The organism is Streptomyces sp. NPDC020747 (assembly GCF_044334695.1).
Classification (GTDB): domain Bacteria; phylum Actinomycetota; class Actinomycetes; order Streptomycetales; family Streptomycetaceae; genus Streptomyces.
Genome location: NZ_JBIRTJ010000004.1, coordinates 522534 through 549000 on the forward strand (window position 1 = coordinate 522534; position 26467 = coordinate 549000).

The 26467-nt window shown below is 69.9% G+C and carries 23 protein-coding genes; 13 read left to right on the forward strand and 10 right to left on the reverse strand.

Annotated features, from left to right (window positions below; genetic code table 11):
* Positions 1–90: 90 nt before the first annotated feature.
* Positions 91–375 carry a hypothetical protein gene (locus tag ACH4YP_RS14990; RefSeq protein WP_361059183.1) on the forward strand — a complete coding sequence of 95 codons (285 nt, stop codon included), beginning with the start codon at positions 91–93 and terminating at the stop codon, positions 373–375.
* 24 nt (positions 376–399) lie between these two features.
* Positions 400–684, forward strand: coding sequence for an antitoxin (locus tag ACH4YP_RS14995; RefSeq protein ID WP_361059185.1), 285 nt, complete (start codon positions 400–402; stop codon positions 682–684).
* 369 nt (positions 685–1053) lie between these two features.
* Here ACH4YP_RS14995 and ACH4YP_RS15000 read toward each other — a convergent pair whose 3' ends face one another.
* The 6 genes from ACH4YP_RS15000 to ACH4YP_RS15025 all read right to left on the reverse strand — a co-directional run bounded on the left by ACH4YP_RS15000 (position 1054) and on the right by ACH4YP_RS15025 (position 8879).
* Positions 1054–1803 (reverse strand): class III extradiol dioxygenase subunit B-like domain-containing protein, encoded by a 750-nt coding sequence (locus ACH4YP_RS15000; protein ID WP_361059187.1) that lies wholly within the window; start codon positions 1801–1803, stop codon positions 1054–1056.
* Between the two features lie 86 nt (positions 1804–1889).
* Positions 1890–3419 carry a tRNA (N6-isopentenyl adenosine(37)-C2)-methylthiotransferase MiaB gene (gene miaB, locus ACH4YP_RS15005; RefSeq protein WP_398490799.1) on the reverse strand — a complete coding sequence of 510 codons (1530 nt, stop codon included), beginning with the start codon at positions 3417–3419 and terminating at the stop codon, positions 1890–1892.
* A gap of 175 nt (positions 3420–3594) precedes the next feature.
* The gene (locus ACH4YP_RS15010) at positions 3595–4548 is read right to left on the reverse strand and encodes a carbohydrate ABC transporter permease (RefSeq protein WP_398490800.1); all 954 of its coding nucleotides are present in this window, start codon (positions 4546–4548) and stop codon (positions 3595–3597) included.
* Positions 4549–4602: 54 nt separating this feature from the next.
* Positions 4603–5538 carry a carbohydrate ABC transporter permease gene (locus ACH4YP_RS15015; RefSeq protein WP_398490801.1) on the reverse strand — a complete coding sequence of 312 codons (936 nt, stop codon included), beginning with the start codon at positions 5536–5538 and terminating at the stop codon, positions 4603–4605.
* On the reverse strand, positions 5535–6833 hold the full coding sequence (locus tag ACH4YP_RS15020) for an ABC transporter substrate-binding protein (protein WP_398490802.1): 1299 nt from the start codon (positions 6831–6833) through the stop codon (positions 5535–5537). Before ACH4YP_RS15020 ends, ACH4YP_RS15015 begins: the two co-directional genes overlap by 4 nt.
* A gap of 36 nt (positions 6834–6869) precedes the next feature.
* Positions 6870–8879, reverse strand: coding sequence for a glycoside hydrolase family 127 protein (locus tag ACH4YP_RS15025; protein ID WP_398490832.1), 2010 nt, complete (start codon positions 8877–8879; stop codon positions 6870–6872).
* A gap of 301 nt (positions 8880–9180) precedes the next feature.
* Here ACH4YP_RS15025 and ACH4YP_RS15030 point away from each other — a divergent pair, with 301 nt between their 5' ends.
* From ACH4YP_RS15030 to ACH4YP_RS15040, 3 genes are all read left to right on the forward strand, one after another.
* Positions 9181–11634 (forward strand): SpoIIE family protein phosphatase, encoded by a 2454-nt coding sequence (locus tag ACH4YP_RS15030; protein WP_398490803.1) that lies wholly within the window; start codon positions 9181–9183, stop codon positions 11632–11634.
* Positions 11631–12542 (forward strand): substrate-binding domain-containing protein, encoded by a 912-nt coding sequence (locus ACH4YP_RS15035; protein ID WP_361059199.1) that lies wholly within the window; start codon positions 11631–11633, stop codon positions 12540–12542. Before ACH4YP_RS15030 ends, ACH4YP_RS15035 begins: the two co-directional genes overlap by 4 nt.
* 330 nt (positions 12543–12872) lie before the next feature.
* Positions 12873–13871 carry a TAXI family TRAP transporter solute-binding subunit gene (locus ACH4YP_RS15040; protein ID WP_361059201.1) on the forward strand — a complete coding sequence of 333 codons (999 nt, stop codon included), beginning with the start codon at positions 12873–12875 and terminating at the stop codon, positions 13869–13871.
* 119 nt (positions 13872–13990) lie between these two features.
* On the opposite strand, the gene ACH4YP_RS15045 is transcribed toward ACH4YP_RS15040, so the two are convergent.
* Both ACH4YP_RS15045 and ACH4YP_RS15050 read right to left on the reverse strand, forming a co-directional pair.
* A complete protein-coding gene (locus ACH4YP_RS15045; RefSeq protein ID WP_361059203.1) occupies positions 13991–15394 on the reverse strand; it encodes a HAMP domain-containing sensor histidine kinase in 1404 nt (467 codons plus the stop codon).
* Between the two features lie 9 nt (positions 15395–15403).
* Entirely contained in the window at positions 15404–16090 is a 687-nt protein-coding gene (locus ACH4YP_RS15050; protein WP_361059205.1) for a response regulator transcription factor, read from the reverse strand.
* 281 nt (positions 16091–16371) lie between these two features.
* On the opposite strand from ACH4YP_RS15050, the gene ACH4YP_RS15055 reads away from it, so the two are divergent.
* The 8 genes from ACH4YP_RS15055 (at position 16372) to ACH4YP_RS15090 (ending at position 22729) form a co-directional block, all read left to right on the forward strand.
* Positions 16372–17148, forward strand: coding sequence for an amino acid ABC transporter ATP-binding protein (locus ACH4YP_RS15055; RefSeq protein WP_398490804.1), 777 nt, complete (start codon positions 16372–16374; stop codon positions 17146–17148).
* Positions 17149–17208: 60 nt separating this feature from the next.
* Positions 17209–18054 (forward strand): glutamate ABC transporter substrate-binding protein, encoded by an 846-nt coding sequence (locus ACH4YP_RS15060; RefSeq protein ID WP_398490805.1) that lies wholly within the window; start codon positions 17209–17211, stop codon positions 18052–18054.
* 89 nt (positions 18055–18143) lie between these two features.
* Positions 18144–18809: an amino acid ABC transporter permease gene (locus ACH4YP_RS15065; protein ID WP_398490806.1), complete on the forward strand. Its 666-nt coding sequence runs from the start codon at positions 18144–18146 to the stop codon at positions 18807–18809.
* Complete coding sequence (locus tag ACH4YP_RS15070) at positions 18806–19717, forward strand: amino acid ABC transporter permease (RefSeq protein WP_398490807.1); 912 nt, start codon at positions 18806–18808, stop codon at positions 19715–19717. The genes ACH4YP_RS15065 and ACH4YP_RS15070 overlap by 4 nt, the downstream gene beginning before the upstream one ends.
* Before the next feature lie 190 nt (positions 19718–19907).
* The gene (locus tag ACH4YP_RS15075; RefSeq protein WP_398490808.1) at positions 19908–21503 is read left to right on the forward strand and encodes an FAD-dependent monooxygenase; all 1596 of its coding nucleotides are present in this window, start codon (positions 19908–19910) and stop codon (positions 21501–21503) included.
* An 80-nt stretch (positions 21504–21583) separates the two neighbouring features.
* Positions 21584–21655 carry a putative leader peptide gene (locus tag ACH4YP_RS15080; protein WP_309544753.1) on the forward strand — a complete coding sequence of 24 codons (72 nt, stop codon included), beginning with the start codon at positions 21584–21586 and terminating at the stop codon, positions 21653–21655.
* A 79-nt stretch (positions 21656–21734) separates the two neighbouring features.
* Positions 21735–22274 (forward strand): cysteine dioxygenase, encoded by a 540-nt coding sequence (locus ACH4YP_RS15085; RefSeq protein ID WP_361059215.1) that lies wholly within the window; start codon positions 21735–21737, stop codon positions 22272–22274.
* Positions 22271–22729: a rhodanese-like domain-containing protein gene (locus tag ACH4YP_RS15090; protein ID WP_398490809.1), complete on the forward strand. Its 459-nt coding sequence runs from the start codon at positions 22271–22273 to the stop codon at positions 22727–22729. Before ACH4YP_RS15085 ends, ACH4YP_RS15090 begins: the two co-directional genes overlap by 4 nt.
* A gap of 230 nt (positions 22730–22959) precedes the next feature.
* On the opposite strand, the gene ACH4YP_RS15095 is transcribed toward ACH4YP_RS15090, so the two are convergent.
* Both ACH4YP_RS15095 and ACH4YP_RS15100 read right to left on the reverse strand, forming a co-directional pair.
* A complete protein-coding gene (locus ACH4YP_RS15095) occupies positions 22960–25491 on the reverse strand; it encodes an FtsX-like permease family protein (RefSeq protein ID WP_398490810.1) in 2532 nt (843 codons plus the stop codon).
* Positions 25488–26294, reverse strand: a complete 807-nt coding sequence (locus ACH4YP_RS15100; protein ID WP_398490811.1) for an ArsR/SmtB family transcription factor — start codon at positions 26292–26294, stop codon at positions 25488–25490. Before ACH4YP_RS15100 ends, ACH4YP_RS15095 begins: the two co-directional genes overlap by 4 nt.
* Positions 26295–26467: the final 173 nt, after the last annotated feature.

Sequence of the window (26467 nt, forward strand, 5' to 3'; positions counted from 1 at the left end):
CCGGTCGTGAGGGCCGGTGACCCGGGCGACGCAATGGGACGCACCGGGCAACGCGGAATTTCGCCCACATGAGTAGAGTATGGAGATGATATGGGCGTTTTTGCACGGCTTCTTCGTAAGGATGGGCCTAAGTCCAAGGGTTCGGAGGAGACGTCGACCGCCGAGGGTGAGGTCGGCGCTGTGACGGCCGAGTCCGGGGCGGATGCGGAGGACGCGGCGAAGGGGTCGGCGAAGGCCGAGACCGAGACCGCATCCGGAGCGGCGACGGAGTCGGCGGAGTCCGACGAGTCCGCGGCGGAGGGCGTCGAGATCCCCAAGCAGCAGTCCGCCGAGGAGGCGGCCGACAGCGAGGCCGGCGAGGGCGCCCGAAAGTAACTGTCCCGCGAGGGAAGGTGAACCATGGGTCTCCTGGACAAGCTGAAGGCCGGACTCGCGCCTGCCAAGGAGAAGGTCTCCGACCTCGCGCAGCAGCACGGGGGAAGGATCGACAAGATCGAGCAGGGTCTCGACAAGGCCGCGAAGCTGGCCGATGAGAAGACCAAGGGCAAGTACAGCGACAAGATCCAGACGGGCACCGGCAAGGCCAAGGGGGCTCTGGACCGACTCGCGCACAAGGAGGGTGACGGTACGGACGGCGGCGCGACGCCCCCGTCTCCCCCGGCACCACCGCCCTCGGCATCCTGAGCGACACCACATCGACGGACGGCCTCGGAGCACGTCGGGCTCCGGGCCGTCCGCCGTGTTGGCGGGACGCTGACGGCCTGCGCCGTGTGGTCCGCGCCCGACACATCGCCTGACGCCCCGTGCCTGTCGGCATTCGCCCCTGCGCGCGACCTCTGCAGAGACATGTCCCGCCCGGTGCCACGCACCCGGCGCACGGTCAGTGTGACCGGCGCGCAGGAGCGGACGACAGGGTCGGCCCAGGCACGACGACCACCCCGGGCGCTACGACCGCCGGCACCCTCCCCAGGCACGAAGACCGCCCAGCCCAGGCCCTGCGCGCCCCACCAGCGCCCTGCACCCCGCCCAAGTCCTACGCCCCCCGCCCTGGCGCTACGACCAGGCCGCCACCACGTACCCCACGCCGTAGGGCGCGTCCTCGTACAGGAGCGCGCCGGCGAGCCCCGCGCCCTCGGCCGCGCCCGCGAGCACCTGCCAGGGGGCGCGGCCAGAGGCCTTCAACTCGTACGCCAGCTCCGCGTCCAGTGTCTGGAGCGCGGCCACGTCGGCCGCTCCGAGCGCATGCGCCACCTCCGCGTCGAAGCCTGCCGCCCGGTCGTCCAGGTACCCGGGCGCCTTGAGCGTGCGGCACGCGCTGGCGTCGCCCATCACCAGCAACGCCACCCGCTCGGCCTGCGCGGCGATTTCCCTTCCCGTTTGGATACACCGCTCGGCCGCGAGTGGTTCCCCCACACCGAGACCTTCCACGGGGGCGTCCGACCAGCCCGTACGACCGAGCAGCCAGGCCGCGACGGCGAGCGACGGCGGCAGGGGACGATCAGCGCCCTCGACGGGCCCTGATCCGGCCGGGTCTTCCGGCGTCCGGGCCCCGTTCCCGCCCAGTCGGACGTCGAGATCCACGCCGAAGCCGTGGAACGTGCCCCGAGCGCCCTCCGGATGCGGCCCACGCCCGCTCTGCTCGGCGGGGCCCACGACCACCAGCCGGTCGGGCCGCGCGGCGGCCAGCACCCCCAGGGCGTCCGTGCAGGCGGCACGCGCGGCGTCCAGTTCGGGCGCGGCGCCCGCGGCGACGTCGGGCACGAGAAGGGGCGGACAGGGACAGACGGCAGCGGCGACAAGCATGATCGGCAGCGTAGCCCCGTGTGGCGGCCCGACGGCACTCCTCGACGGCTGCGTGCCACGTTCCCGCCCGTGTCGTGCCGGGGCCCTCAGTCGCAGCCGCAGCCGCTGGCCGTGGCGACCGGCAGTGGCGCGGGCGCACCGATCTTCGGCAGGCCGAGCATCACGCCCGCGGGCTTCGCGGCCTCGGTGGCGTTGCGCTTGTCCCAGGCGTCCCCCGCACGCGTGCGGCGCACGTCGAGGACGGCGCCCTCGGCGAGCAGGTGGTGGGGAGCCGCGTACGTGATCTCGACGGTGACGACGTCGCCGGGGCGGACCTCGGTGTCGGGCTTGGTGAAGTGCACCAGGCGGTTGTCGGCGGCGCGGCCGGAGAGGCGGTGGGTGGCGCCGTCCTTGCGGCCCTCGCCCTCGGCGACCATCAGCTCCAGGGTGCGGCCGACCTGCTTCCTGTTCTCGTCCCAGGAGATCTCCTCCTGGAGGGCGACGAGACGCTCGTAGCGCGCCTGCACGACTGCCTTGGGGATCTGCCCCTCCATGGTGGCCGCCGGGGTGCCGGGGCGCTTGGAGTACTGGAACGTAAACGCTTGCGCGAAGCGGGCCTCGCGGACCGCGTGCAGGGTCTGCTCGAAGTCCTCCTCGGTCTCGCCGGGGAAGCCCACGATGATGTCGGTGGTGATCGCGGCGTGCGGGATCGCGGCGCGGACGTTGTCGATGATCCCCAGGTACCGCTCCTGCCGGTACGAGCGGCGCATCGCCTTCAGGACGGTGTCCGAACCGGACTGCATCGGCATGTGCAGCTGCGGCATGACGTTCGGTGTCTCGGCCATCGCGGCGATGACGTCGTCCGTGAAGTCGCGCGGGTGCGGCGAGGTGAAACGGACACGCTCCAGGCCCTCGATCTTCCCGCAGGCCCGCAGCAGCTTGCTGAAGGCCTCGCGGTCACCGATGTCGGAGCCGTAAGCGTTTACGTTCTGCCCGAGCAGCGTGATCTCGGAGACGCCCTCGCCGACCAGGGCCTCGATCTCGGCGAGGATGTCGCCGGTCCTGCGGTCCTTCTCCTTGCCGCGCAGCGCCGGGACGATGCAGAAGGTGCACGTGTTGTTGCAGCCGACGGAGATGGAGACCCAGGCCGCGTACGCGCTCTCGCGGCGGGTCGGCAGCGTCGAGGGGAACGCTTCGAGCGACTCGGCGATCTCGACCTGTGCCTCTTCCTGTACGCGGGCGCGCTCCAGGAGGACGGGCAGTTTGCCGATGTTGTGCGTGCCGAAGACGACGTCCACCCAGGGCGCCTTCTTCACGATGGTGTCGCGGTCCTTCTGGGCGAGGCAGCCGCCGACGGCGATCTGCATGCCGGGCCGCTTCGTCTTCATCGGCGCGAGCCTGCCGAGGTTCCCGTAGAGACGGTTGTCGGCGTTCTCCCGCACCGCGCAGGTGTTGAACACGACGACGTCGGCGTCACCGTCGGAGCCCTGGGGCGCGCGCACGTAACCGGCGTGCTCGAGCAGCCCGGAGAGCCGTTCCGAGTCGTGGACGTTCATCTGACATCCGTAGGTTCGGATTTCGTAGGTTTTAGATGAACGAACGTCCACTGCCGGGCTCCGGTCGCTGCTGCTGGTCATGCGTCAAGGGTAGGCGGTTGGTGGAAGCCGATTTCCCGCGCCTCCCGGAGTGGGTTCCGTAAGGGCGCTCCCGGCAAGCGCGGGTACCCAGCGTGGTGGCGGAGTGACTCTTTCGTGGACCCGGTGGCCAAGGCGCCCTGCACGTACCGCGGGACCCCTCCGAAGCGGCCGGAGTTCACTTGCCCAGAGTGCTGAGCAATCCGCCGACGTAGTACTTCTGCAGCAGCACATAGATGATCACGCAAGGGATGACGGTCACCGTGACGCCTGCTTGGAGGACTCCCCAGTTGACGCTGCCGAGCGCTTCGCTGCTGATCACGCTCAGGCTCACCGGGAGGGTGAATCGCTCCTGGTCGGTCACGAGGATCAGCGCGGCGAAGAACTCGTTCCAGGCGGTGAAGAAGGCTAGCAGGCCGGTGGCGATCACTCCGGGTACGGCGACGGGCAGCATCACCCGGACCAGCGTCTGAAGGGTGCCGCAGCCGTCGATCCGTGCGGCTTCCTCCAGGCTGCGGGGGACCGCCGCGAAGGAGTTCCGCATCAGGAACAGGCCGAAGGGGAGCTGGAACGTGGTGTAGACGAGGATGAGTCCCAGGAGCGAGTTCAGCAGCCCGAGATGCTTGAGGAGCAGGTAGAGCGGGGTGATGAGCGCCTGGAAGGGGACCATGAAGGTCACGAGGGCGGCGAAGAAGAGGAGGTTGCTGCCGGGGAAGCGCAGCCGTGCGAAGCCGTAGCCCGCGAGGATGCTGAGGACCACCGTCGCCAGGGTGGTGCCCAGTGAGACCACCAGGCTGTTGCGGACGTTGGCCAGGACGTCGATCCCCCCGTCACCGGCGAGTGCCCGGTAGTGATCCAGGGACAGATCGTGCGGGTAGAGGGTGGGAGGTGCGGCGGTCGCCTCGATGGGGGTCTTGAGGCTGTGGGCGATCATCACGTACAGCGGGTACAGGAACAGCGCGGCCAGACTGGCGCAGACCACCCACCAGGCCGCCCGTGGCAGCGATCGCCGGATGGCGGCCGGCAGCCGCTCGGGAGCCGCTTTCGAGTGTGACCGCATGGCCGCGTCCGGCGGGCTCTCCTCGTGCTCCGGAGGTTCCGGCGGGTTCTGCTCGTGGCTGCGGCCGCTCACAGGGCCTCGCCGCGCATGTTCGCTTGCATCGACTCAGTTCGCCTCGGGGTTCGGTCAGGTCTCGGATCCGGCGTCGGACGAGCGGAGCAGATACATCTGCAGGGCGCTGACCGCGACGAGCACGATCATCAGCAGGGCGGAGAAGGTGGCGCCGAGTCCGAGCTCGAACTGGATGAAGGACGTGCGGTAGATCTCGAACACCGCTGTGATGGTCGAGTTGGTGGGGCCCCCGCCGGTCATGATGTAGAACTGGTCGAAGGCGAGCAGCGAGCCGGCCACGGAGAAGACGAGAACCAGGGCCAGCGTGGGGCGCAGCAGCGGCAGGGTGATGTGGCGGAACGACTGCCACCGGTTCGCACCGTCGACCTGGGCGGCCTCCTCCACCTCGGCCGGGATCGCCTGCAGCCCGGCGAGCAGCAGAAGCATCTGCAGTCCGACGATCTTCCAGGTCACCATGGCAACGACCACGAGCAGCGCGGAGGTCGTTCCGGCGAACCAGTCGGTGTTGCGGCTCGCGACGCCGAGGCGGTCGGCAAGGTCGCCGACGGGTCCGATGTCGGACTGGAACATGAACAGCCAGAGAAAGGATCCCGCGGCGAGACCGATCACCACCGGCATGAAGTACACGGCCTGGAAGAAGCGGGCTGCGCGGCCCTTCCTCCTGACCAACAGGGCGAGTCCGAGCGCCGACAGCAGCAGCACCGGTGTGGTGATCAGCGTGTACTCGAAGGTGAAGAGCACGGCCCTGCGGAACGCCGAGTCGTCCAGTGCGGTGCCGTAGTTCTCCAGCCCGACGAAGCGGCGCTCTCCCAGCAGGGGCCAGTCGTGCAGCGACATCCACAGCATCGTCACGAGCGGGACGTAGAAGAAGGCGGCGATCAGCGCCAGCGCCGGGGCTGTCAGGGCGGCCCCGGCCACTCGGCGCCGCCCGGCCCGGGTCAGCGTCCTTCTCGGTGCGGCATCACCGCTGAGGCCGGTGGGGGACGTCATCCGCTGCGGCCCCGGGAGTTCGTACCCTGCGGCGCTCTGTCGATGATGGCCTGGGCGGCCTCCTGCCCCTGCTTCTGGGCCGTGGCGATGTCGCCGCCGAAGACGGCCTTGTTGATCATCTGGACCCAGGGTCCGTTGTTGTCGTTGAACAGCTGGTGCTCGACGGTGCTGTACGGCGTACGCCCCGCTTCCAGGGCCTCGGCGAACAGCTTGTTGCGAGGATCGAGCGGGACGTAGATCTCGTCGGTCAGATCGTTGCGCACGGGGGCGATGCCGTTGTCGGCGAGCACCTTCTGAGCCTGTTCGCCGGTGGCCCAGGTGGCGAACTCCCGCCCTCCTGCCGTGTTGTCGCCGTTCTTCATGACGGCGATCTCGTCACCGCCCGCGAAGGAGGACCGGCCACCGTTCTTGCCGGGCAGCCAAGTGACACCGAAGTCGATGTCCGGATCCTTCTTGAGTACCTGCGAGTAGAAGGTGCCGGACGGCACCATGCCGACCTTGCCGCTCAGGAACGCCGCGGGCTGGTGGGTGCCGTTGTCCGTCCGGGACTGCGCCGGCATTGTGCCGTCGGTGTACAGCCGACGGTAGAAGGTGAGGGCGTCGGTGACCTCCTGGGAGTCGAACAGGGCCTCTGTGCCGTCGTCGGAGAGCACCTCGCCGCCACTGGCCCACACGTGCGGCGTGAACTCGAAGACGTTGCAGCCCCCGCACTGCCCGGCGATGGCGAAGCCGTGGATGTCCGGACCCAGATCACTGATCTTGTTGGCGGCGGAGATGATGTCCGCGTAGTTCTTCGGGGGCCGGTCCGGGTCTAGACCGGCTTTTTCGAACAGCTCCTTGTTGTAGAACAGCACGGACGCATCACCGGTGAACGGCAGTGCGTAGGTGCGCTCGTTGTAGACGGCGAGTGCGCGGTGAGAAGGACTCAGGCCGTCCTTGTACGGCAGGTCGTCGGCCAGCTGTGTGATGTCCTCCAGCGTCCCGGTGGAGGCGAAGTACGGCAGATACACCAGGTCGATGGAGGCGACATCGGGTGCGTTGCCGGACGCGGCCGTGGTGGCGAGTTTCTGGACGAAGTTGGCGGCCGGGACGATGGTGACCTTCACCTTGGTGTCGTGGCTCTCGTTCCAGGCGTCCACGATCTGGTTGATGAACTCCTTCTGGGTGTCACGGGTCCACAGACTGATGGTGGCGTCCGTGGTCGATGCCGATGACTGCGCTCCGGCCCCGCATGCTCCGGCCAGCAGCATGACGGACGCCATCAGTGCGCCTGCGGTCGTCGCTCTTTTCTTCATGGTTGCCGTCCTAGGAGCAGGCTTGCGGTGGGTGCTTCAGCAGGTGGGCAGCCAGACGCGCATGCTGCCCCGGTCGCGGTTGGCCCAGGCGTAGTAGGGGATGGCGGTCAGCTCGACGGGGACGGCCGCCGCGTCCCGGGCCCCTGTGTCGCGCAGGACCCGGTCCGCGTCCCTCCTGCCGCTGGGCACCGAGCGGTACGGCCACCAGTCCGCCCGCGAGGCCCCTGGCCGACGCAGCAGTCCGGAGCCGATCAGAGTGGTGAGCCCACCCAGTAGATCGGGACGGTGCCTGGTGGCCAGCCCGGCGGTGGTGTCGAGCAGGATGTCGTCCAGACGGGGGACGCCCGGCTGATCCATCTGCTCCAGGCAGTACACAAGGGGGCCGCGTTCGAGAGCCACACAGCCGCGTACCGCATCGACCCTCGGGTCTGCCGCGGTCAGCCGCGGCTGCAACCCGAGGTCCAGAACGACCGTGTCGCCGGGCCGCCAGGTGCGGCGGATCCGCAGCCAGCCGTCCTGCTGCGCCGGCTGTCCGGCCCCGCTGGCCTTCCCGGAGCCCGGGGCGTCCCCAGCGGGGGGTGTCACCGTGTACTCCCGGCACCACTGGGGCACGCGCAGCGAGAGGGTCCGCTCCCCCGGGCCCGCCTCGTCGACGGTCACCGCGATCCGGCCCTGCCAGGGGTAGTCGGTGTGTACCCGGACCAGGACCCGCCCGCCGTCGGTGGGCCCGCCGTATGCTCCGTCGGCGTACTGGTGCAACTGCAGGCCGTCCGCGTCGGTGCTGGCGGCATAGTGGGGCAGGCTGGCGAGCAGCCGCATGACGTTCGGCGGGCAGCAGGCGCAGGTGAACCAAGGGGCCCGGTGGGCTCCTTGGTCCTTGCCGTGGTGCTCGTGGCCGTCGCGCACCTGGAGGGGGTTGATGTAGAGCCAGCTCCGGCCGTCCAGGGAGACTCCGGGGAGAACGCCGTTGTAGAGGGTCCGCTCGATCAGGTCCGAGTAACGTGCCTGACCGGTGAGCAGCGCCATCCGCCAGCTCCACTGGACCGAGGCGACGGCCGCGCAGGTCTCGCAGTACGCGCGTTCGTTGGGCAGTTCGTAGGGGTCACCGAAGTCCTCCCATCGGTGGTGCGCTCCCACGCCCCCGGTGAGATGGGTCTTGGTGGTGGTCATCGCCTCCCACAGCCGTTCCGTCGCCGCGCGCAGTTCCGGTTCGCCCGTCTCGGCCGCCACATCGGTGGCCCCGGCGAGCAGATAGAGCTGGCGTACGGCGTGGCCGGTCACCGTCTCGGCCTCCCGCACGGGAACGTGGTCCTGGCAGTAGTCGGGGCCCGGACGGAGGCCGAGGGGGTCGTCCTTGTCGAGCAGGCCGTGGCCGCGCCGGTCGATGAAGTATCCGGCGAGGTCCAGGTAGCGGCGCTCCCCGGTCTCACGGTAGAGCTCCACGAGGGCGGTTTCGATCTCAGGGTGCCCGCAGATGCCGTCGACGGGCTTGCCGGGGCCGAATGTGCCGTCGATGTGGTCGGCGAAGCGGCGGGCGACGGTGAGCAGATCCTCACGTCCGGTGGAGCGGTGATGGGCGACGGCGGCCTGGAAGAGATGACCGGCGCAGTACAGCTCGTGGCCCCAGAGCAACTCGGCGAACCGCGGACCGGGATCGGCCACCTGGTACCAGGTCTGCAGATAGCCGTCGTCCTGCTGGGCCTCGGCGAGCAGCCGGATCATCATGTCCACGGCCCCGGAGAGGGTGGTGCGGTCCGGTGTGTCAGGATCAGCCAGCTGCCAGGAAGCGGCCTCCAGCCACTTGGTCACATCACTGTCCAGAAAGGGCAGCGCCCCCCGGTACGCACCGTCTGCGGTCCCGGCGGCCAACCGCAGATTGTGCAGATTGCCGACGGATTCCAGCAGGGCCGGTCCCTGGGGGATGCTCACCTCCGCGTTGACGCGGCGGCGCTCACGCCAGAAACCTCCGGTGATCCGGGCGATCTCAGCCGGCCGCAGCGCGATCCGCGCCCGGTCGCTGGGCCGGACCGGACCGGACGGGCGCATACCGACAGGCGGCGAGGGAGAGAACGACACGGACAGACTTCCCTTTTTGGTGGAATGTCTCGCATATGAACTATAGGGAACCAGGGAAGGGGCCCCCTCGCCACGCCGGACGCAGCGAGGGGTCGCAAACGCCCGACCCCTCGCGACACTCAGGCGCGGGCGACAGAGGCCAGATGCCGCCTCACGGTTCGCGACGGACGCCGAACGGCGCGAATGGCCGCACATGATGCTTCACTGATATGTCTGATATATGAAGGTATTGTTGGCTTCGAGCGGATTGAGGGTTGCGGGGTGAGCGGCGATGGCACAGCGTGGCAGCGCTGTACGCGAGAGCCCCCATGACCACCGGCCTCCGGCTGACCTGGCCACGATCGTCGTCGGCGCGCACGGCGAGGTGCTGGGCTGGAGCGACGACGCCCAGCGCCTGCTCGGCCACTCCCCCGCGGTCGTCGGCCACGCCGTCACCGAGCTGCTCGCCGTGGACGACTCTCCGGCCTGGGACGCCCTGGCCACGGGTGAGGCATGGAGCGGGCCCGTGGAGGTCCGCCATCGGGACGGCCACCGACTCGTCGGCACTCTGCGCGCCTGTCCGTCCCTGGGCGGTCAGGGCAAGGCCCACGGGTGGTCCGTCGTGGCCGTGACCGTCTCCCCGCACTCGTCCGGGAACAGGACCCAAGGGGCCGGGACCGCGGGCGGGTCCGACAGGGCCATGCTGGAGCCGCCCTTCGCCCAGGCGTCGGTCGCCCTGGCCACCTTCGACGCGAAACTGCGGTACCTACAGGTCAACAGCCTCCACGTGGACATGCTGGGAACCGGGGAGGCACAGCTGCACGGACGGTCCTACGCCGATGTTCTTCCGGACGGCGCCGACGGGGGCTGGCTGAGGCAGCTGCGCCAGGTCGCCGAGACCGCATCACCGGCACGCTACGACGGCTACATCGGTGACCGCGCCTGGAGCGTCGAGATGTGGCCGGTCAAGGACTCCTCCGGCCGGATGTGCGGAGTGGGCACCGCCGCGTTCGACAACAGCGAGCAGCACGGGGCCCACCAGCGGCTGGCCCTGCTGAACCAGGCGGGCGCAAGGATCGGCACCGCCCTGGACGTGGGACGCACCGCTCGGGAGCTGGCCCAGGTGGTGGTCCCGAATCTCGCCGACTTCGTCACCGTGGACCTCTTCGACTCAGTCCTCGAGGGAGACGAGCCGACGCCCTATGAGGCCGGTGAACCCGTGCTGCTGCGCAGGGCCGCGGCCCTGTCCGCCGTTGAGGGCGTCCCCGAGCTCGCCGTCGAACTGGGCGCGGTCGACACCTACCCGCCGTTCTCTCCCCCGGCCCGCTGTCTCGCCGCGGCACGACCCCTGCTGAGCGGGCTCGACGACCCCGATTTCGTCCGCTGGATCGAGGGCGACGAGATCAGAAGCGCCGGCGTCCACCGCGACGGCATCCACTCGGGCATGGCGGTACCGCTGCGAGCCCGGGGCATGGTGCTCGGTGTGGTCGTACTCTGGCGCTCGACTCGCCCGGGGACGTTCCAGCAGGACGACCTGCTGCTCGTCGAGGAACTGGCCGGCCGGGCCGCCGTAAGCATGGACAACGCCCGGCGCTACACCCGCGAGCATGCCGCCGCCCTCACCATGCAGCGCAGCCTGCTGCCGCAGGTGCTGCCCCAGCAGGCCGCGGTCGAGGCCGCCTTCCGCTATCTGCCGGCCAGCTCCGAGAGCGGAGTGGGCGGCGATTGGTTCGACGTCATCCCGCTGTCCGGGACCCGGGTCGCTCTGGTCGTCGGCGATGTGGTCGGACACGGTGTCCACGCCTCCGCCGCCATGGGACGGCTGCGTACCGCCGTACGGACCCTCGCCGATGTCGACCTGCCGCCCGACGAGCTCCTCACCCACATCGACGACCTGGTCACCCATCTCGGCAGCGACGATGACGGTGTGGGCCTGGGCGGGCCGGGCGTGGGCGAGTTCGGCGCCACCTGCCTGTACGCCGTCTACGACCCGGTGTCCAGGCGCTTCACCCTCGCCAGCGCAGGCCATCCCCCGCCCAGCGTCCTCTACCCCGATGGCACGGTCGTCACCATTGGTGTCTCTCCGGGGCCCCCGCTGGGTGTGGGCGGCGTGCCTTTTGAGATCACCGAACTGGAACTGCCCGAGAGCAGCCTCATCGCCCTGCACACCGATGGACTGGTCGACGCCCACCATCGCGATCTCGACCTGGGGTTCGCCCGGCTGCGCGACTCCCTGGCCGCCGCTTCCCCCTCCCTGGAAGCCACCTGCGACACCCTGATCGGCTCCATGCTGCCCGAGCGCCCCGCCGACGACGTCGCCCTGCTGGTTGCCCGCACCCGCGCCCTCCACGCCGACCAGGTCGCCACCTGGGGCCTGCCTGTCGATCCCGAGGTAGTCGCGGACGCGCGAGCGCAGGCCTCCCGCCAGCTGGCGGCCTGGGGGCTGGAGGAAGCCTCGTTCATCACCGAGCTGGTGGTCAGCGAACTGGTCACCAACGCCATCAGGTACGGCGAAGCTCCCATCCAGCTGCGGCTGATCCGCGACCGCACCCTGATCTGTGAGGTCTCCGACGGCAGCAGTACCGCTCCCCATCTGCGCCGCGCTCGTACCTTCGACGAGGGAGGCCGCGGACTCCTCCTGGTCGCCCAGCTCACGCAGGGCTGGGGCACCCGTCATACCAGCACCGGCAAGACCATCTGGGCCGAGCAGCTCCTGCCGAACGGCCCGGGGTGGGCAGATCTGTGACACCGGGGAACGCCGACACCGGTAGCGGGGCGCTGCCGACCGTCGACCGGACACGCGTGCTCGGGATGGTCTGCCCGCCCAATGACCCCCACTACACGGAGATGCAGCTGGACTTCGTCGGCCGGGTGGCCGAGGCGGCCCAGGCCTATGACTACGACTTGCTGCTCACCACCGGCAGAGAGGTGGGCGACCCCCCGCTCCAGCGGCTGCTGGCCGGAGACCGGGTGGACGGCGTGATCCTGATGGAGATCAAGCTGACGGACTCCCGGGTCGACCACCTGACCGAGATCGGCTTCCCCTTCGTCGCGATCGGACGGCCCGGCATCGAGGACGCCTGGTGGGTGGATCTGGACTTCGTGGCCCTGGGGCGCAACTGCGTGCGGCATCTGGCCGATCTGGGCCACACCACCATCGCCTTCATCAACCGGTCGGAGGAATTCTTCCGGTCCGGGTACGAATCCGCGCACTGCGGGCTCGACGGCTTCAACCAGGGCATCCAGGAACTGGGGCTCACGGGGCGCACGTACTTCTGCGGAGACGACACGGCCGCCGGCGAGGCGTGCCTGGAGCAGATCCTGCGGGACGATCCGGCCACCACGGCGGTGGCGACCCTGAGCGAGGCGTCCGTGGGCGGCCTGTACCGCGGTCTGACGCGCGCCGGGCGGATCGTGCCCCGCGACTTCTCAGTCGTCGGCCTGACCGCCGGGCCCACCTTGACGCATTCGGTGATCCCGCCGCTCACCGCGGCCGAGGAGCCGGTCGCCGAGATCAGCCGGATCGCCGTCGAGTTGATGATGGAGCGGCTGAAGTCGCCCGCCGCCCCTCCCCGGAACGTCCTGCTGAGACCACTCATCACCATCCGCGCCAGCACCGGCCCGTGCCGCTCGGTACCGGACACCCGATACTGAACCGGCACCGCGGCGACCGGATGCCACATGTATTGGAATGGGCGTGTTGCCTGGCTCCGGCCGGCGACCCGCCGGTCGAGCCCTCGCCGACAGCCTGCTCCACGACGCCCAGATCCTGGCCAAGGCGCCCGCCCCTCCGACCGATGCGGCCTTCAGCCTCCCGGACGACCTGCACGGCTCCGGTCGCTGCCGCTCATGCGACAAGGGCAGGCGGTGCCCGGGGTACGTCCGGCCCTGGCGCCTTTCGTACGGGGGCGTGCGGACCGCGGCACCCGCCTCCGGGGGCCCGGCCCTGGTCATCGTGGGCGGTGTGCTGGCAGGATCGCGCGCATGTTCCAGGCATTTTCCCGTATCGGCAGACGCCGGGCCCTACAGGGTTCGGCCGCCGCCTTCGTGGCCTTCGGGCTGCTCCTGTGGTGGCTGCTGCCCCTGGGCAAGAGCTCACCGGGCGGGACGGTGTCCTTCAGTACGGGGTCGCCCTCCGGCGTGTACCAGCTGTACGGGACGCTGCTGCAGGAGGCGCTCGCCAAGGACATGCCACGCCTGAACGTGGATCTGCGGGAGAGCGTCGGCTCGCAGGAGAACGTGCGGCGGGTGGCCACCGGGCAGGCCGACTTCACCATCGCGGCCGCCGACGCGGTGGCGAAGTACCAGCGGGAGGGCGGCCGGGGCGCGGACCAGTTGCGCGGCTGCGCCCGGCTGTACGACGACTACGTGCACGTGGTCGTCCCCCAGACGTCCACCGTGGAGTCCATCGGGGAGCTGAAGGGCAAGAAGGTCGCGGTGGGGCCGACCGGCTCCGGGGTGCGGCTCGTCGCCGAGCATGTGCTGAAAGCGGCCGGCCTGGACCTGGACAAGGACATCGAGCCGGTGCCCGTCGGCATAGGAGACATGCCGAGGCTGCTCGAATCGGGGAAGATCGACGCCTTCTTCTGGTCCGGCGGGCTCCCGACGACTGCCGTTGGCGACCTCTCGAACAGGTTCGACATCAGGCTGGTCCCGATCACCCCCGACCTCGTGGAGAAGCTGCACGACCAGGGCCAGGAAGCCGAGTACTACCGGTCCGCCGTCATGCCGGCGGAGGCCTATCCCCGTGCCCAGTCCGGAGTCTCCGTGCAGACGGTGGCGGTGGCGAACCTGCTCGTGACCCGGGCGGGAACGGACGCGACGCTGACCGAGGGGATGACCCGCACGGTGATCCACAGTCGCGACCGCATCGGTGAGGAGGTGCACGCGGCACAGCGCGTGGACCTGCGGACCGCCATCTACACCGATCCGCTGGAGCTGGACGAGGGCGCGAGACGCTACTACCGCTCGGTCAAGCCGTAGCGGTTCGCAGGGCGGCTGCGGCTGAGCCACAGCGGTTCGCAGGGCCGCGGCTGCGGCTCGTACGACGGTGGCCGCAGTGGGGCCGGGGCGGCCGGCGCGGGCGCCGCTCACGCGGCCGTTCAGGCTCCCGGCACCGTCCGCGGCACGCTCACCGTCACCTTCAGGCCGTGCGGCTCGTGGTGCTCGTACGTGATGGCGCCGCCGCCCGCCGCGAGCAGGGCCCGGGAGATGGACAGGCCGAGGCCGGAGCCCTTGACGTTCTGGTGGCCGGGGCTGCGCCAGAAGCGGTCGCCGACGCGGGTGAGTTCCTCGTCGCTGAGTCCGGGACCGAGGTCGGTGACGACGATGGTCGAGACCTCGCCGTTGGAGGCCACCTCGACCTCGACGGACTCTCCTTCGGGGGTGAACTTCAGCGCGTTGTCGATCACCGCGTCCAGGGCGCTGGACAGGGCGACGGGGTCGGCCCACGCGGTCGTGGCGGGGCAGGTCCCGACGAGTCGTACGCCCTTGTCGTCGGCGAGCGGCGACCAGGACGCCACGCGCTCGGCGGTCAGCTCGCCGATGTCGGTGAGCCGCAGGTCCGCCTCGGCGTGCTCGGCGAGGGCGAGGTCCAGGAGGTCGTCCAGGACCTGCGCGAGGCGCTTGCCCTCGGTACGGACGGAGGCGATCTCCTCATTGCCCTCGGGGAGTTCCAGGGCGAGCAGTTCGATGCGCAGCAGCAGGGCGGACAGGGGGTTGCGCAGTTGGTGCGAGGCGTCGGCGACGAAGGCGCGCTGCTGTTCCAGCACGTCCTCGACGTTGTCGGCCATCTCGTTGAACGACCGGGCCAGGCGTCTGAGTTCCGGCGGCCCGCCCGCGGCCGCGACGCGTGACTTCAGGCGGCCGGTCGCGATGTCGTGGGTGGTGGCGTCGAGGACCCGTACGGGCCGCAGCACCCAGCCGGTCAGGCGCAGCGCGGCGCTGAGCGCGAGGAGCATCGCGGCGATCTCGCCGACGCCGATGACCAGCCAGCCGCGCAGGATCTTCGAGCGCATCTGCCCGGTGGGCGAGTCGGTGACCACGACGGCGATGACGTCACCGTCCCGGATGACGGGGGACGCCACGACGAGACGGTCCCGTTGCCACGGCCAGACCTGTGCGGGGTCGTGGCTGCGGCGGCTCTGGAAGGCCTCTTCGAAGGCGTCGCGGGCCTCGCCCTTCACGGGGATGTACCAGTCCGCGGGCGCCTTGGCCATGATGTTGTCGCGGTAGAACACGCCGACCTTGATGCCGTACAGCCCGTTGTACTTGATGAGTTCCCTGCCGAGCGTGTTGAGGCGCTCGTCCGAGGAGTCGACCCGTGAGCCCTTGGGCGGGTCGGTGACGAACTGTGCGAGGGACGCGAAGCGGGCCGTGTCGTCGATCCGGTCGACGACCACCTTCTGCTGCTGGGCGGCCGCCAGGCTGACGGCGAGGGGGACGCCGAGGGCGAGCAGTACGGCCGCCATCAGGACGATGAGCAGCGGGAGGAGACGTGCGCGCACCTGGCCCCGCTACGCGGCGGGCGCGACGAGCCGGTACCCGACGCCGCGCACGGTCTCGATCAGGGCCGGCATGCGCAGCTTGGAGCGCAGGGACGCGACGTGCACCTCCAGGGTGCGGCCGGTCCCCTCCCAACTGGTGCGCCAGACCTCGCTGATGATCTGTTCGCGCCGGAACACCACACCGGGACGCTGGGCGAGGAGAGCGAGAAGGTCGAACTCCTTGCGGGTCAGTTGGACAACCGAACCGTCCACGCTGACCTGGCGGGTGGGCAGTTCGATCCGTACGGACCCGAGGTGCAGTGCGGTCTCGCCGGGGGCCGCGGCCTCGTCGGCGACCTTGCGCCGGCTGACGGCGTGGATACGGGCGAGGAGCTCCCCGGTGTCGTACGGCTTCACCACGTAGTCGTCGGCGCCGAGGTTGAGGCCGTGGATCCGGGAGCGCACGTCGGCGCGCGCGGTGACCATGATGACGGGGATGCTGGTGCGCTTGCGGATCTTGCCGCAGACCTCGTAGCCGTCCTGGTCGGGCAGGCCGAGGTCGAGGAGCACCACTCCGAAGCCGGCGCCTTCGGGGACGAGCGCCTGGAGGGCCTCCTCGCCGCTGCGGGCGTGGGTGACGTCGAAGCCGTGACGTGCGAGGACCGCGGACAGAGCGGCGGCCACGTGGTTGTCGTCCTCGACGAGGAGCAGTCTCATACCGGCCCCCTTCGGTTCATCGGTCGTACGTTTTCGGTGGATAGACGTGGGCACGCGCGCGTGCCCCCCTGGAAGTCAGTCCGATGACGCTGACGGCGTCAAGTGTGTTCGGGGCGCGGCCGACTTCCGTTACGCAGCCGGTACGTGCCCGCCACGGCCTTCACGAAGAGTGTCCGGTTGCTACCAGATCGTTATGCTCAATTTCCCCTCAGATGTAATGACGCTGGTCGTGCGGCATCACTACTGTCCTCCGCAACCGAGGAGGACGGAGCAAGAGGCCGATGACCGAAGTATCGGTGACCAAGGACGCCGTACCCGCGGCCGACGATCTGGTCGTACTGAAGAACGTCAACAAGCACTTCGGTGCGTTGCACGTGCTCCAGGACATCGACCTGACGATCGCGCGTGGTGAGGTCGTCGTGGTCATCGGGCCCTCCGGGTCCGGAAAGTCCACCCTGTGCCGCGCCATCAACCGCCTGGAGATGATCGACTCGGGAGACATCTCGATCGACGGCAAGCCGCTGCCCGAGGAGGGCAAGGAACTGGCCCGGCTGCGGGCCGATGTCGGCATGGTTTTCCAGTCCTTCAACCTCTTCGCGCACAAGACGGTGCTCGAGAACGTGATGCTGGGCCAGGTCAAGGTCCGTAAGGCGGACAAGAAGGCCGCGGAGGAGAAGGCGCGCGGGCTGCTCGACCGGGTGGGTGTCGCCACGCAGGCGGACAAGTACCCCGCGCAGCTCTCGGGCGGCCAGCAGCAGCGTGTCGCGATCGCGCGGGCGCTGGCGATGGACCCCAAGGTCATGCTCTTCGACGAGCCGACGTCGGCTCTCGACCCGGAGATGATCAACGAGGTCCTGGAAGTCATGCAGCAGCTTGCGCGTGACGGGATGACGATGGTCGTAGTCACACACGAGATGGGTTTCGCCCGTTTGGCCGCCAACCGCGTCGTCTTCATGGCGGACGGGCGCATCGTCGAAGAGGCTGTGCCGGACCAGTTCTTCAGCAACCCGCGCAGCGACCGGGCGAAGGACTTCCTGTCGAAGATCCTGCACCACTGACGACCCGCGTCACCCGCCACCGACGGATCGCACATCTTCACCACTCAAAGGATGTTCACCATGAAGCTCCGCAAGGTCACCGCCGCCTCGGCCGCCGTCCTCGCACTCGCCCTCACGGCCACCGCGTGCGGCTCGGACGACAAGGACAGCGACAGCGCCGACACCGGCTCGGGCGGCAGCAAGAAGATCACCATCGGCATCAAGTTCGATCAGCCCGGCATCGGCCAGAAGACGCCGCAGGGCTACGAGGGCTTCGACGTCGACGTCGCGACATACGTCGCCAAGCAGCTCGGTTACAGCGAGGACCAGATCCAGTGGAAGGAAGCGAAGAGCGCCGACCGCGAGACCCTGCTCCAGCGCGGTGACGTCGACTTCATCGCCGCCTCCTACTCGATCAACGACGAGCGCGCCGCGAAGGTCGACTTCGCCGGTCCGTACCTCCTGGCCCACCAGGACGTCCTGATCCGCGCCGACGACGACTCGATCAAGTCACCGAAGGACCTCAACAGCAAGAAGCTGTGTTCGGTTACGGGCTCGACCTCGGCGCAGAACGTCAAGGACAAGCTCGCCCCCAAGGCCCAGCTGCAGCAGTACCCGGCGTACTCGGCGTGTCTGACCGGTGTGCAGAGTGGCGCCATTGACGCGCTGACCACGGACGACTCGATCCTCGCCGGTTACGCCTCGCAGGCGAACTTCAAGGGCAAGTTCAAGCTCGGCGGCTTCAAGATGACCAACGAGAACTACGGCATCGGCGTCAAGAAGGGCAGCGACCTCAAGGCCAAGATCGACACGGCCCTGGAGAAGATGGTCTCCGACAAGTCGTGGGACAAGGCCGTGGAGGACAACCTCGGCCCGGCCGGGTACAAGAACGAGCCCGCCCCGAAGATCGGCAACATCGTCAAGTGAAGCGGGACCTGGCCTGACAGATGCGCCGTCCTCCGGGGCGGCGCACCTGTCAGGAGGGCCCCTCCCCACACGCGGAAGCGCGGGAGATCGTGTTCGACTTTCTTGAAGGTTACGACCTGTGGGAAGCCTTCTGGACGACGGTGCAGCTGACCGTCCTCTCCGCCGTCGGCTCCTTGATCTGGGGAACCATGCTGGCCGCCATGCGGGTCGGTCCGGTGCCCCTGATGCGCGGTTTCGGTACCGCCTACGTCAACATCGTGCGGAACATCCCACTCACTCTGATCATCCTGTTCGCGTCGCTCGGCTTCAACCAGACATTCGGAATCACCCTCGGCTCCGATCAGACCGACACCATCAACTTCAGGCTTGCGGTACTCGGTCTGATCATGTACACCTCGGCGTTCGTGTGTGAGGCGCTGCGATCCGGCATCAACACGGTGCCCGTCGGCCAGGCCGAGGCGGCGCGCGCCATCGGCCTGAACTTCACGCAGGTGCTGTCGCTGATCGTGCTGCCGCAGGCGTTCCGTTCGGTCGTCGGCCCGCTGGCGAACGTCCTGATCGCGCTGACGAAGAACACCACGGTGGCCGCCGCGATCGGTGTCGCCGAGGCGGCACTGCTGATGAAGAAGATGATCGAGAACGAGGCGCAGCTCATCGCGATCTCCGCGGTCTTCGCGTTCGGATTCGTGTGTCTGACGCTGCCGACCGGTCTGTTCTTCGGCTGGCTGAGCAAGAAGGTGGCGGTGAAGCGATGAGCTCGGTCCTCTATGACGCCCAGGGGCCGCGGGCCAAGCGGCGGAACATCGTGTTCTCCGTGGTGTTCCTCGCCGCTCTAGCCGCTGTGCTGTGGTGGATGTACGGCATGCTCGACGAGAAGGGCCAGCTCCAGTGGGCGCTGTGGAAGCCCTTCCTCACCGGCACCGAGGCCTGGAACACGTACCTCTGGCCGGGTCTGCAGAACACCCTCAAGGCCGCAGCGCTCGCCATGGTCATCGCGCTGCCGCTCGGCGCGGTCCTCGGTATCGCCCGGCTGTCCGAACACGCCTGGGTGCGTGTCCCGGCCGGCGTCGTGGTGGAGTTCTTCCGCGCCATCCCGGTGCTGGTGCTCATGATCTTCGGCCTCGCCCTGTTCTCCGAGTACACGAACGTCAACACGGACGACCGCCCGCTGTACGCGGTCGTCACCGGCCTGGTGCTCTACAACGCCGCGGTCCTCGCCGAGATCGTCCGGGCCGGCATCCTCTCGCTGCCCAAGGGACAGTCCGAGGCGGCGATGGCCGTCGGCCTGCGCAAGAACCAGGTCATGCGGTTCATCCTGCTGCCGCAGGCGGTCACGGCGATGCTGCCGGCGATCGTCAGCCAGCTCGTGGTGATCGTGAAGGACACGGCGCTCGGTGGCGCGGTCCTCACCTACACCGAGCTGCTCGCGGCGGCCAGCGCGATGATCGGCTACTACGGCAATCCCATCGCCAGCTTCACGGTGGTGGCCGTGATCTTCATCGTGATCAACTTCGCCCTCACGTCCTTCGCGAGCTGGCTGGAGGGCAGGCTGCGCCGCGGCAAGAAGTCCACCGGCGCGGTCCTCGGAGTGGACGCGGTCGACGAGCTCAGCGCACCCGGCGACCACGTGGACGTCACCCACGAGGTCGACAAGGGTCCGTGAACGACCCGCGCGCACCGAAGAACTGACGAGATGTGAGCAACCGGAGGCAGTGGCGTGATCGCCACTGCCTCCGTCACTTGACGCAAGCACCGGCAATGGGTTGCATACGTTCTGTGATCGTGCACCCCGCTCCACCTGCCACTCCCGGTAAGACACTCGGCACACCTCTCCGGGCAGGGGGCGCCGCGTCGTGGACCCGGTGATCATCGTCGGAGCGGGGCCCGTCGGACTCACGCTCGCCCTGGCGCTGGCCCGCCAGGAGGTCCCGTCCATCGTTCTGGACGAGGGTCCCGGCAAGGACGAACAGCGGCTCGCGCGGACCGTCGTACTGCGTGAGGACACCACTGCGCTGATCGAGCGGCTGACAGGGTTCCCGCTCGCCGAGGCCGGTTTCCGTTGGGCCGGATGGCGGTCGATGCGGCGCAAGCAGGTGATGCGGCAGATCTCGTTCGGCGACGACGAGCCCGCGCCTCTGCACGTCCCACAGCACGTACTGACCGCCGCGCTCAGGGCGGCGATCGCGACCGAGCGCCTGGTCAAGGTCGCCGTGGACAGCCGCCTCGACTCGATCGAGCAGGAGACCTCGGGCGTCACGGCGCACACCCGCGAGCCCAAGGGCACCTGGTGGCGCGGCAGCTATCTGGTCGGCTGCGACGGACCGCGCTCGACGGTGCGCAAACTCCAGGACATCCGCTTCCCCGGTCGCACCGCCGTCGAGCGACACGCCGTCGCCGCGCTGCGTACGGAACTTCCGTGGCCCGGTGAGGCGTTGTTGCACCGGATGCCGCCGTGGCGGACGTCGGGCCCCTCGGCCGGGGAGGTGACCGCACGCCCGCTCGCCGACGACGTGTGGCGCCTGGACTGGCTGCTGCCGCCGGGCAAGGACCTGGTCACACCGGACCTACTGGTGGCGCGCGTCCGCGAGACCCTCGCCGGCTGGAGCGGGGGCACCACACCCCCGTACGAGCTGCTGGACACCGGAGTCCACACGGTGCATCACCGGCTGGCGCGCCGGTGGCGGGCCGGACGTGTCTTCCTGGCCGGGGACGCCGCGCATCTGCTCGGTGCGCTCGGCACGCAGGGCCTCGACGACGGTCTTCGGGACGCCGACAACCTCGCGTGGAAGCTGTCCCTCGCCTGGCACCACGGCCCGCACGAGGCGCTGCTCGACAGTTACCAGGTGGAGCGGCGCGCGGTCGTCGCCGCGCGCCTGCGCGCCGCGGACCAGGCACTGCCGATACTGCGTGCCGGAGGGCTGCGCTCCGCGGTGCCGGGGTCGGCCCGTGGCCATGACTCGTTGCTCACCGACGGTCATCTGGGGCGCGGCCAGCTGGGTGCGCCGGGGGCGTACGCCGATTCACCGCTCGCGCCTCCACGCGCCGAGTCGTCGGCCGAGGTCGGCACGGCGGTGGGCGACCAGATCGCCGATGTACGGGTGACGGCGGAGGACGGTTCCTTCGTGCGGCTGCGGGACCGGCTGGGCCACGGGGCACTGCTGGTCCTGCTGATCGCGCCGGGGACCGGGGTGTGGGAGCGCAAGCACTGGGTGACGGCCGGGATCATGCCGCGCCTCGCGGCCGCCGTGACCGCGCTGCCGCACCACGCCGAGCTGCTGGTCGCCGAGAGCTACCCGGGTGCGGCGGCGCACACGGTGCTGCTGATCCGCCCGGACGGGCACCTGGTCACGGCGCTCAGCGGGGTGCGCCCGGCGGATCTGTACGAGGCGGCGGAGGCGGCTCTGGGCGGCCCCCGGGCCACGGCGGAGGCATCGGCGGGGGCATCCTGAGTGCGCTCTGTCCAGTCGGTGACACTGAGTTGACCGGTCCGGACCGCCATGGTGTACTCCGGATCGTGACCGACACCTGTGTGCGCCTGTGGCGGAGGGTCCATATGGACCTCGTCCGCTATGCGGGCTGCGTGTGTCGCCCGTCCTGCTGAATTCGCATCCTCTCCACCCGCGCGCGTCGCCGACGTCGTTCCCGCGCGCTCCACGCGAACGCTGACCAGGACGGTATCCGTGTCTGTCTCCCCTTCCCTGACGCCCTCCGCCACCGCTCCGGCTCATGGCCCCACGCAGGCCGAGCTGCTCGGCTTCGTCCGGCGCACGGCCGCCGACGCCGAGCTGATCGCCTCTCTCCCGCTCGATCCCGAGGGCCGTACGTGGGTACGTCTCGAAGGGCCCGGCGGCAGCGAGGCCTGGCTCATCGGCTGGCCTCCCGGTACGGGCACCGGCTGGCACGACCACGCCGAGTCGGTCGGTGCCTTCCTCACGGCGTCGGGCGAGCTCAAGGAGAACTCGCTCACCGCGCGGCTGCCCACCGACGGCTGGAAGACCCTCGAACTGACCGAGGGCATCGACCGGGAACGGCGGCTGGGGACCGGCAAGGGCCGTTCCTTCGGTCAGCACCATGTGCACGAGGTGCTCAACGAGTCCACGGAGGAGCACGCGATCTCCGTCCACGCGTACTACCCTCCGCTGCCGCAGATCCGCCGCTACAGCCGCAGCGGCCAGGTCCTGCGCCTGGAGCAGGTCGAGCGCCCGGCGGACTGGCAGTGACCGCCGAAGGCCGCCCGGGAGCCGAAAGCCCGGTCGGAATCGACGAGTTGCTGGAGCGGGTCCGTGAGGGCCTCGACCGGGTCGAGGCCGACGCCGCCCACGAGGCCGCGCGAGCGGGCGCGGCCCTGCTGGTCGACATCCGGTACACGGCGCTGCGCGAGCGCGACGGGCTGATCCCCGGCGCCCTCGTCGTCGAGCGCAACGAACTGGAGTGGCGCCTCGACCCCCAGGGCAGCCATCGCGCTCCCGAGGCCACGAGCCACGGCCTGCGCGTAGTGATCGTCTGCAACGAGGGCTACGCGTCGAGCCTCGCGGCTGCCTCCTTGCGCCAGTTGGGGCTGCACCGGGCGACAGACCTGGTGGGCGGTTTCCAGGCTTGGCGCGCGGCCGGCCTGCCGGTGGCGACTCAGACCTCCGGTCAGAGCTCCGGTTGGGCCTCCGGTCGGACTTCCTGATCCGGGCGTACGTCCCAACCGTGTGCACAAGTCGTGGACGCGCGGCCCTGCCCGGACCAGGCCAGAGGCACACGCCCTGCCTGGGGTGCGCGGCAGCGGTTCCTGCCGTACACAAAGCCTCCCCTGCCGGCGTACTACGCTGCCTTGTTGGGCATATGTAGCGGTGGGGGCCCCTTCGTGTAAGGGGCCCCCACCATTGCGTACCACCCCTTACTCCCAGACCACTCAGGTCACTCCCTGGCCGTTGCCACGGTGACCGGTCGCGCCTTGAGGGCCACCCGGCCCGGCAGCGCGGTGCCGACGAGGGCGAGCAGTCCGGCGGCGGCGACCACCGTGACGTAGACCAGGGGTGTGACGGCCGGGGCCGCGCTGCCTGTCATCCCGATGCTGAAGGCCGTGAGGACGGCGAGCGCGATGCCGCTGCCGAGGGTCGTCGCCAGGAGCAGTACCGACAGGGCTTCGGTCCGCAGCATCCGTAGTACCTGGCGACGCGTGGCACCGGCGAGGCGGAGCAACGCGAACTCCCGTACGCGCTCGGAGACCGACATGGCGAGCGTGTTGACGACCGCGATGGCGGTGAAGGCGAGGACGAGCCCCATGGCGAAGTAGTTGACCTCGGCGTTCGCCTGCAGCCGCTCTGCCTGCAACGAGTCCGCGGCGGCCGGTGAGACGACCCGGACGCCCGGGAACTTCCGGACGGCGGCCGCGAGTTCTTCCTGTGAACGGGCGGTGGAGACGAGGACCGTGGCCGCGAGCGGGTTGTCGACGTGGCGGGCGACCAGGTCGTGGGCCATGGTGAGGTCGCCGAAGCCGAGGCCCTTGGCGTAGACGGCGGCAACGGTGAGGGTGGCGGGCGTGCCGTCGCCGAGGGTGAGTTTCAGCGTGCTGCCGGGCTTCAAGTGGAGCTGGTCCGCGGCGAGTTCACTGACGGCGACGGTGTCGTGCGTGAGCTCGGCGAGGGAGCCCGCGGTGACGTCGGGGTCCCAGGTGCGGGCCAGACCGGCGGTGCTGACGCCCTGTGCCGCGTACTTGTCGAGGCCGACCCGGACGGTCGTCCGGACGACCTCGGTGGCGACATCGCGGCCCGTACGCAGCTGCCGTGCGGCCTGCGCCGGGACGCCGGGGCCCTCGGCTGCGAGGACCCAGTCCGCGCGGATGCCCTCGCGGGCCTGGGCACGGGCAGCGTGTCCCAGGGTCGGCTGGACGAAGAGGACGGTGCAGGTCATACCGATGAGGAGGGTGAGCGGGGTGACGACGGAGGCCATGCGGGTGGCGTTGCCGCGCAGATTCGCGGTGGCGAGCCTGCCGCCCGGGCCGGTCCGTCGCAGCGCGGCGCCCAGGACCGCGGCGGCCGCTCTCACCAGGAGCGGGCCGAGCAGGGCGACGGACGAGGCGAGGACGACAACGGCCAGGAACGTCACGGGAGTCGAGGCCGGCTCGGTGCGCAGAACGCTGAGTACGGCGACCAGGACCGCACCTCCGGCGAGCAGCACGAGTCCCGCGAGGACGCGCCCCCAGGCGGGTCGGCCACGCTCGGCGGCGGCCTCGGCGAGTGCCTCGGCCGGGCGGATACGGGCGATGCGGCGTGAGGAGACACGGGCGGCGGCCCAGGCGCCGATGAGCGTGGCGACGACGGCGGCGAACAGCGGGAACACACTGACGGTGTGCTGAAGTGTGGCGGGCACGGCGCCCAGGGCGACGAACCTGCCGTGCAGCCAGCTGCCGAGCGGCAGCCCCGCGAGCGCTCCGGCGACTCCGGCTGCCGCGCCGACCAGCAGGGCCTCGCGGCCGAGGAGCTTGCGGATCTGTCCTGGTGTGGCGGCGATGGCGCGCAGCAAGGCGAGTTCGCGGTGCCGCTGCCGCACGGAGAGCGCGAAGGTACCGACGACCACGAGTACGGCGACGAGCAGGGACGTGCCACCCATCGCTCCGCCCATGCTGACGAGCTTGATCCGGGCGGCGGCCGCGTCCAGGAACTCGACGGGGCCCCGCTCGTCTCCCGTGCTGACCTGCGCGGTCGTGCCACGCAGCGCCTTGGCCACGGCTGCTTCGAGGTCGCCGGTGTTGGTGCCCTCGGCCGGGACGACGCCGATCGCCGTGACCTGGCCGGGGTGCGCGGCGAGGTGCCGGGCTTCGGCGGCGGAGAAGAAGAGCGAGGTCTGGTGGCGTATCTCGTCTCCGGTGGGCGCGGCGATGCCGGTGACGCGATACGTGCGTGGGCTCCGGGTGGACTGGACGGTGAGGCGGTCGCCCGGCTTCAGCCGGGCTCGGTCGGCGAGGTAGCGGTCGACGACCAGATCGTCCCGGGCTCGGGGAGGGGTTCCGGTGGTGAGGGTGTACGGAGTGAGGGCCGCGGAGTCCCAGGCGTGGCCGTAGGCGGTGCGACCGCCTGTGCCGGTGGGTGTCAACGGCTCGGCGAGGAAGGTCAGTTCGGGGATGACGCGTTCGGCGCCGGGGACTCGGCTGAGCCTCGTGGTGAGGTTCTCGGGCAGCCAGGCCCGTTCGGCGATGGGCTTGGCCTTGTGTTTGGTCTTCGTCTTTCCCTTCTTGTGCTTGACGGTGGTCCGGTGGACGTTCTGGTCGGCGGAGACCACGACGGGGGTGGCGGCGTAGCGCTCGGTGCCGATGGTGCCGCGCAGTCCGGTTTCGAGGAGGGTGCCGCAGGCCGTGATGAGGGCTGCCGCGCACATCAGGGCGAGGAAGGCACCGAGGAATCCGCCTTTGCGATGACGGACGGTCCGCAGGGCGTAGCGCAGCATCATGGGGTCTCGGTCTCTCTTCCGTCGTCCGAGTCGTCTGAGTCGTCTGAGTCGTCTGAGTCGTCTGAGTCGTCTGAGTCGTCTGCGCTGTCGGGAGTGGAACCGGACGCCGGGCCGGGCGGGGAATCGGGGTCGGTCGCGTCTGTGGAGACGGCCTGGGCGGGGAAGGCGAGGAACCGGGTGAGTACCGTGCGCGCGTCGGCCGGAGTGTCCGCATCGGGGCGCTTGTAGCGGTTGAGGAGCGCGATGTACTCCTCGAAGAACTCGCGCAGTTCGGGGAGCGTCAGCCGGATCGTGCCGCGCGAGTACGGGAAGGCGTCGGCCCATGGCTCGTCGACCGCGTCCCGCTGGAGCTGCTCGAAGAGTTCGAGGTCTGCGGCGTACGCGTGGTGGTTGAGCTCGTCCATCACGAGCCGCATCTCGGGGCTCTGGCGGCTGCGCGGCGGGAAGCGGCGGTCGCCGGGGACGGCTCGCCACCAGCGCTCTCGGCCGTGCCCGGCGGCGCCCGTCTCCTCGACGAAGCCGTAGCGCGCGAGTTCGCGCAGGTGGTAGCTGGTGGCCCCCGTGTTGAGCCCGAGCGCCCTGGCGAGCGTCGCGGATGTGGCGGGGCCGTGCACGGTGAGGTGCTGCAGCATCCACTGCCGCCGGGGCTGGGCAAGTGCCTTGAGCGCGGCGAGGTCGGAGAGCTCGACGGGGGCCGGGCGAGGGGAGAGGTCGGGGTCGGGAGCTGTGTGCTCCGGTTTCGCGGGATCGGGACGTGTGTGTCCCTGATCAGCGGGGTCGGTGGCGCCGGGTTCCTGTGCCATGGGTACACAGTCGTCTGTGCACAGGGGTCTGTGCACTGCGGTCGGCCAGCGTCTTGGACCGGGGGTTAACCCCACCCTCGCTCATGGCAACGGAGGCTTCTCGGAGGGGAGTTGCCACTCGTCCGAGGTCGGGGCTCTTCGGCGCTGACGCCGGCACCGACCCCGACGCCGAT

Coding starts and splice junctions, on each gene's coding strand:
- miaB (WP_398490799.1), bottom strand. CDS start 3,419: ATGACCAGCAGCAGCGACCGGAGCCCGGCAGTGGACGTTCGTTCATCT.
- ACH4YP_RS15040 (WP_361059201.1), top strand. CDS start 12,873: ATGTTCCAGGCATTTTCCCGTATCGGCAGACGCCGGGCCCTACAGGGT.
- ACH4YP_RS15060 (WP_398490805.1), top strand. CDS start 17,209: ATGAAGCTCCGCAAGGTCACCGCCGCCTCGGCCGCCGTCCTCGCACTC.
- ACH4YP_RS14995 (WP_361059185.1), top strand. CDS start 400: ATGGGTCTCCTGGACAAGCTGAAGGCCGGACTCGCGCCTGCCAAGGAG.
- ACH4YP_RS15000 (WP_361059187.1), bottom strand. CDS start 1,803: ATGCTTGTCGCCGCTGCCGTCTGTCCCTGTCCGCCCCTTCTCGTGCCC.
- ACH4YP_RS14990 (WP_361059183.1), top strand. CDS start 91: ATGGGCGTTTTTGCACGGCTTCTTCGTAAGGATGGGCCTAAGTCCAAG.
- ACH4YP_RS15015 (WP_398490801.1), bottom strand. CDS start 5,538: ATGACGTCCCCCACCGGCCTCAGCGGTGATGCCGCACCGAGAAGGACG.
- ACH4YP_RS15025 (WP_398490832.1), bottom strand. CDS start 8,879: ATGCGCCCGTCCGGTCCGGTCCGGCCCAGCGACCGGGCGCGGATCGCG.
- ACH4YP_RS15055 (WP_398490804.1), top strand. CDS start 16,372: ATGACCGAAGTATCGGTGACCAAGGACGCCGTACCCGCGGCCGACGAT.
- ACH4YP_RS15095 (WP_398490810.1), bottom strand. CDS start 25,491: ATGATGCTGCGCTACGCCCTGCGGACCGTCCGTCATCGCAAAGGCGGA.
- ACH4YP_RS15020 (WP_398490802.1), bottom strand. CDS start 6,833: ATGAAGAAAAGAGCGACGACCGCAGGCGCACTGATGGCGTCCGTCATG.
- ACH4YP_RS15100 (WP_398490811.1), bottom strand. CDS start 26,294: ATGGCACAGGAACCCGGCGCCACCGACCCCGCTGATCAGGGACACACA.
- ACH4YP_RS15030 (WP_398490803.1), top strand. CDS start 9,181: ATGGCACAGCGTGGCAGCGCTGTACGCGAGAGCCCCCATGACCACCGG.
- ACH4YP_RS15070 (WP_398490807.1), top strand. CDS start 18,806: ATGAGCTCGGTCCTCTATGACGCCCAGGGGCCGCGGGCCAAGCGGCGG.
- ACH4YP_RS15050 (WP_361059205.1), bottom strand. CDS start 16,090: ATGAGACTGCTCCTCGTCGAGGACGACAACCACGTGGCCGCCGCTCTG.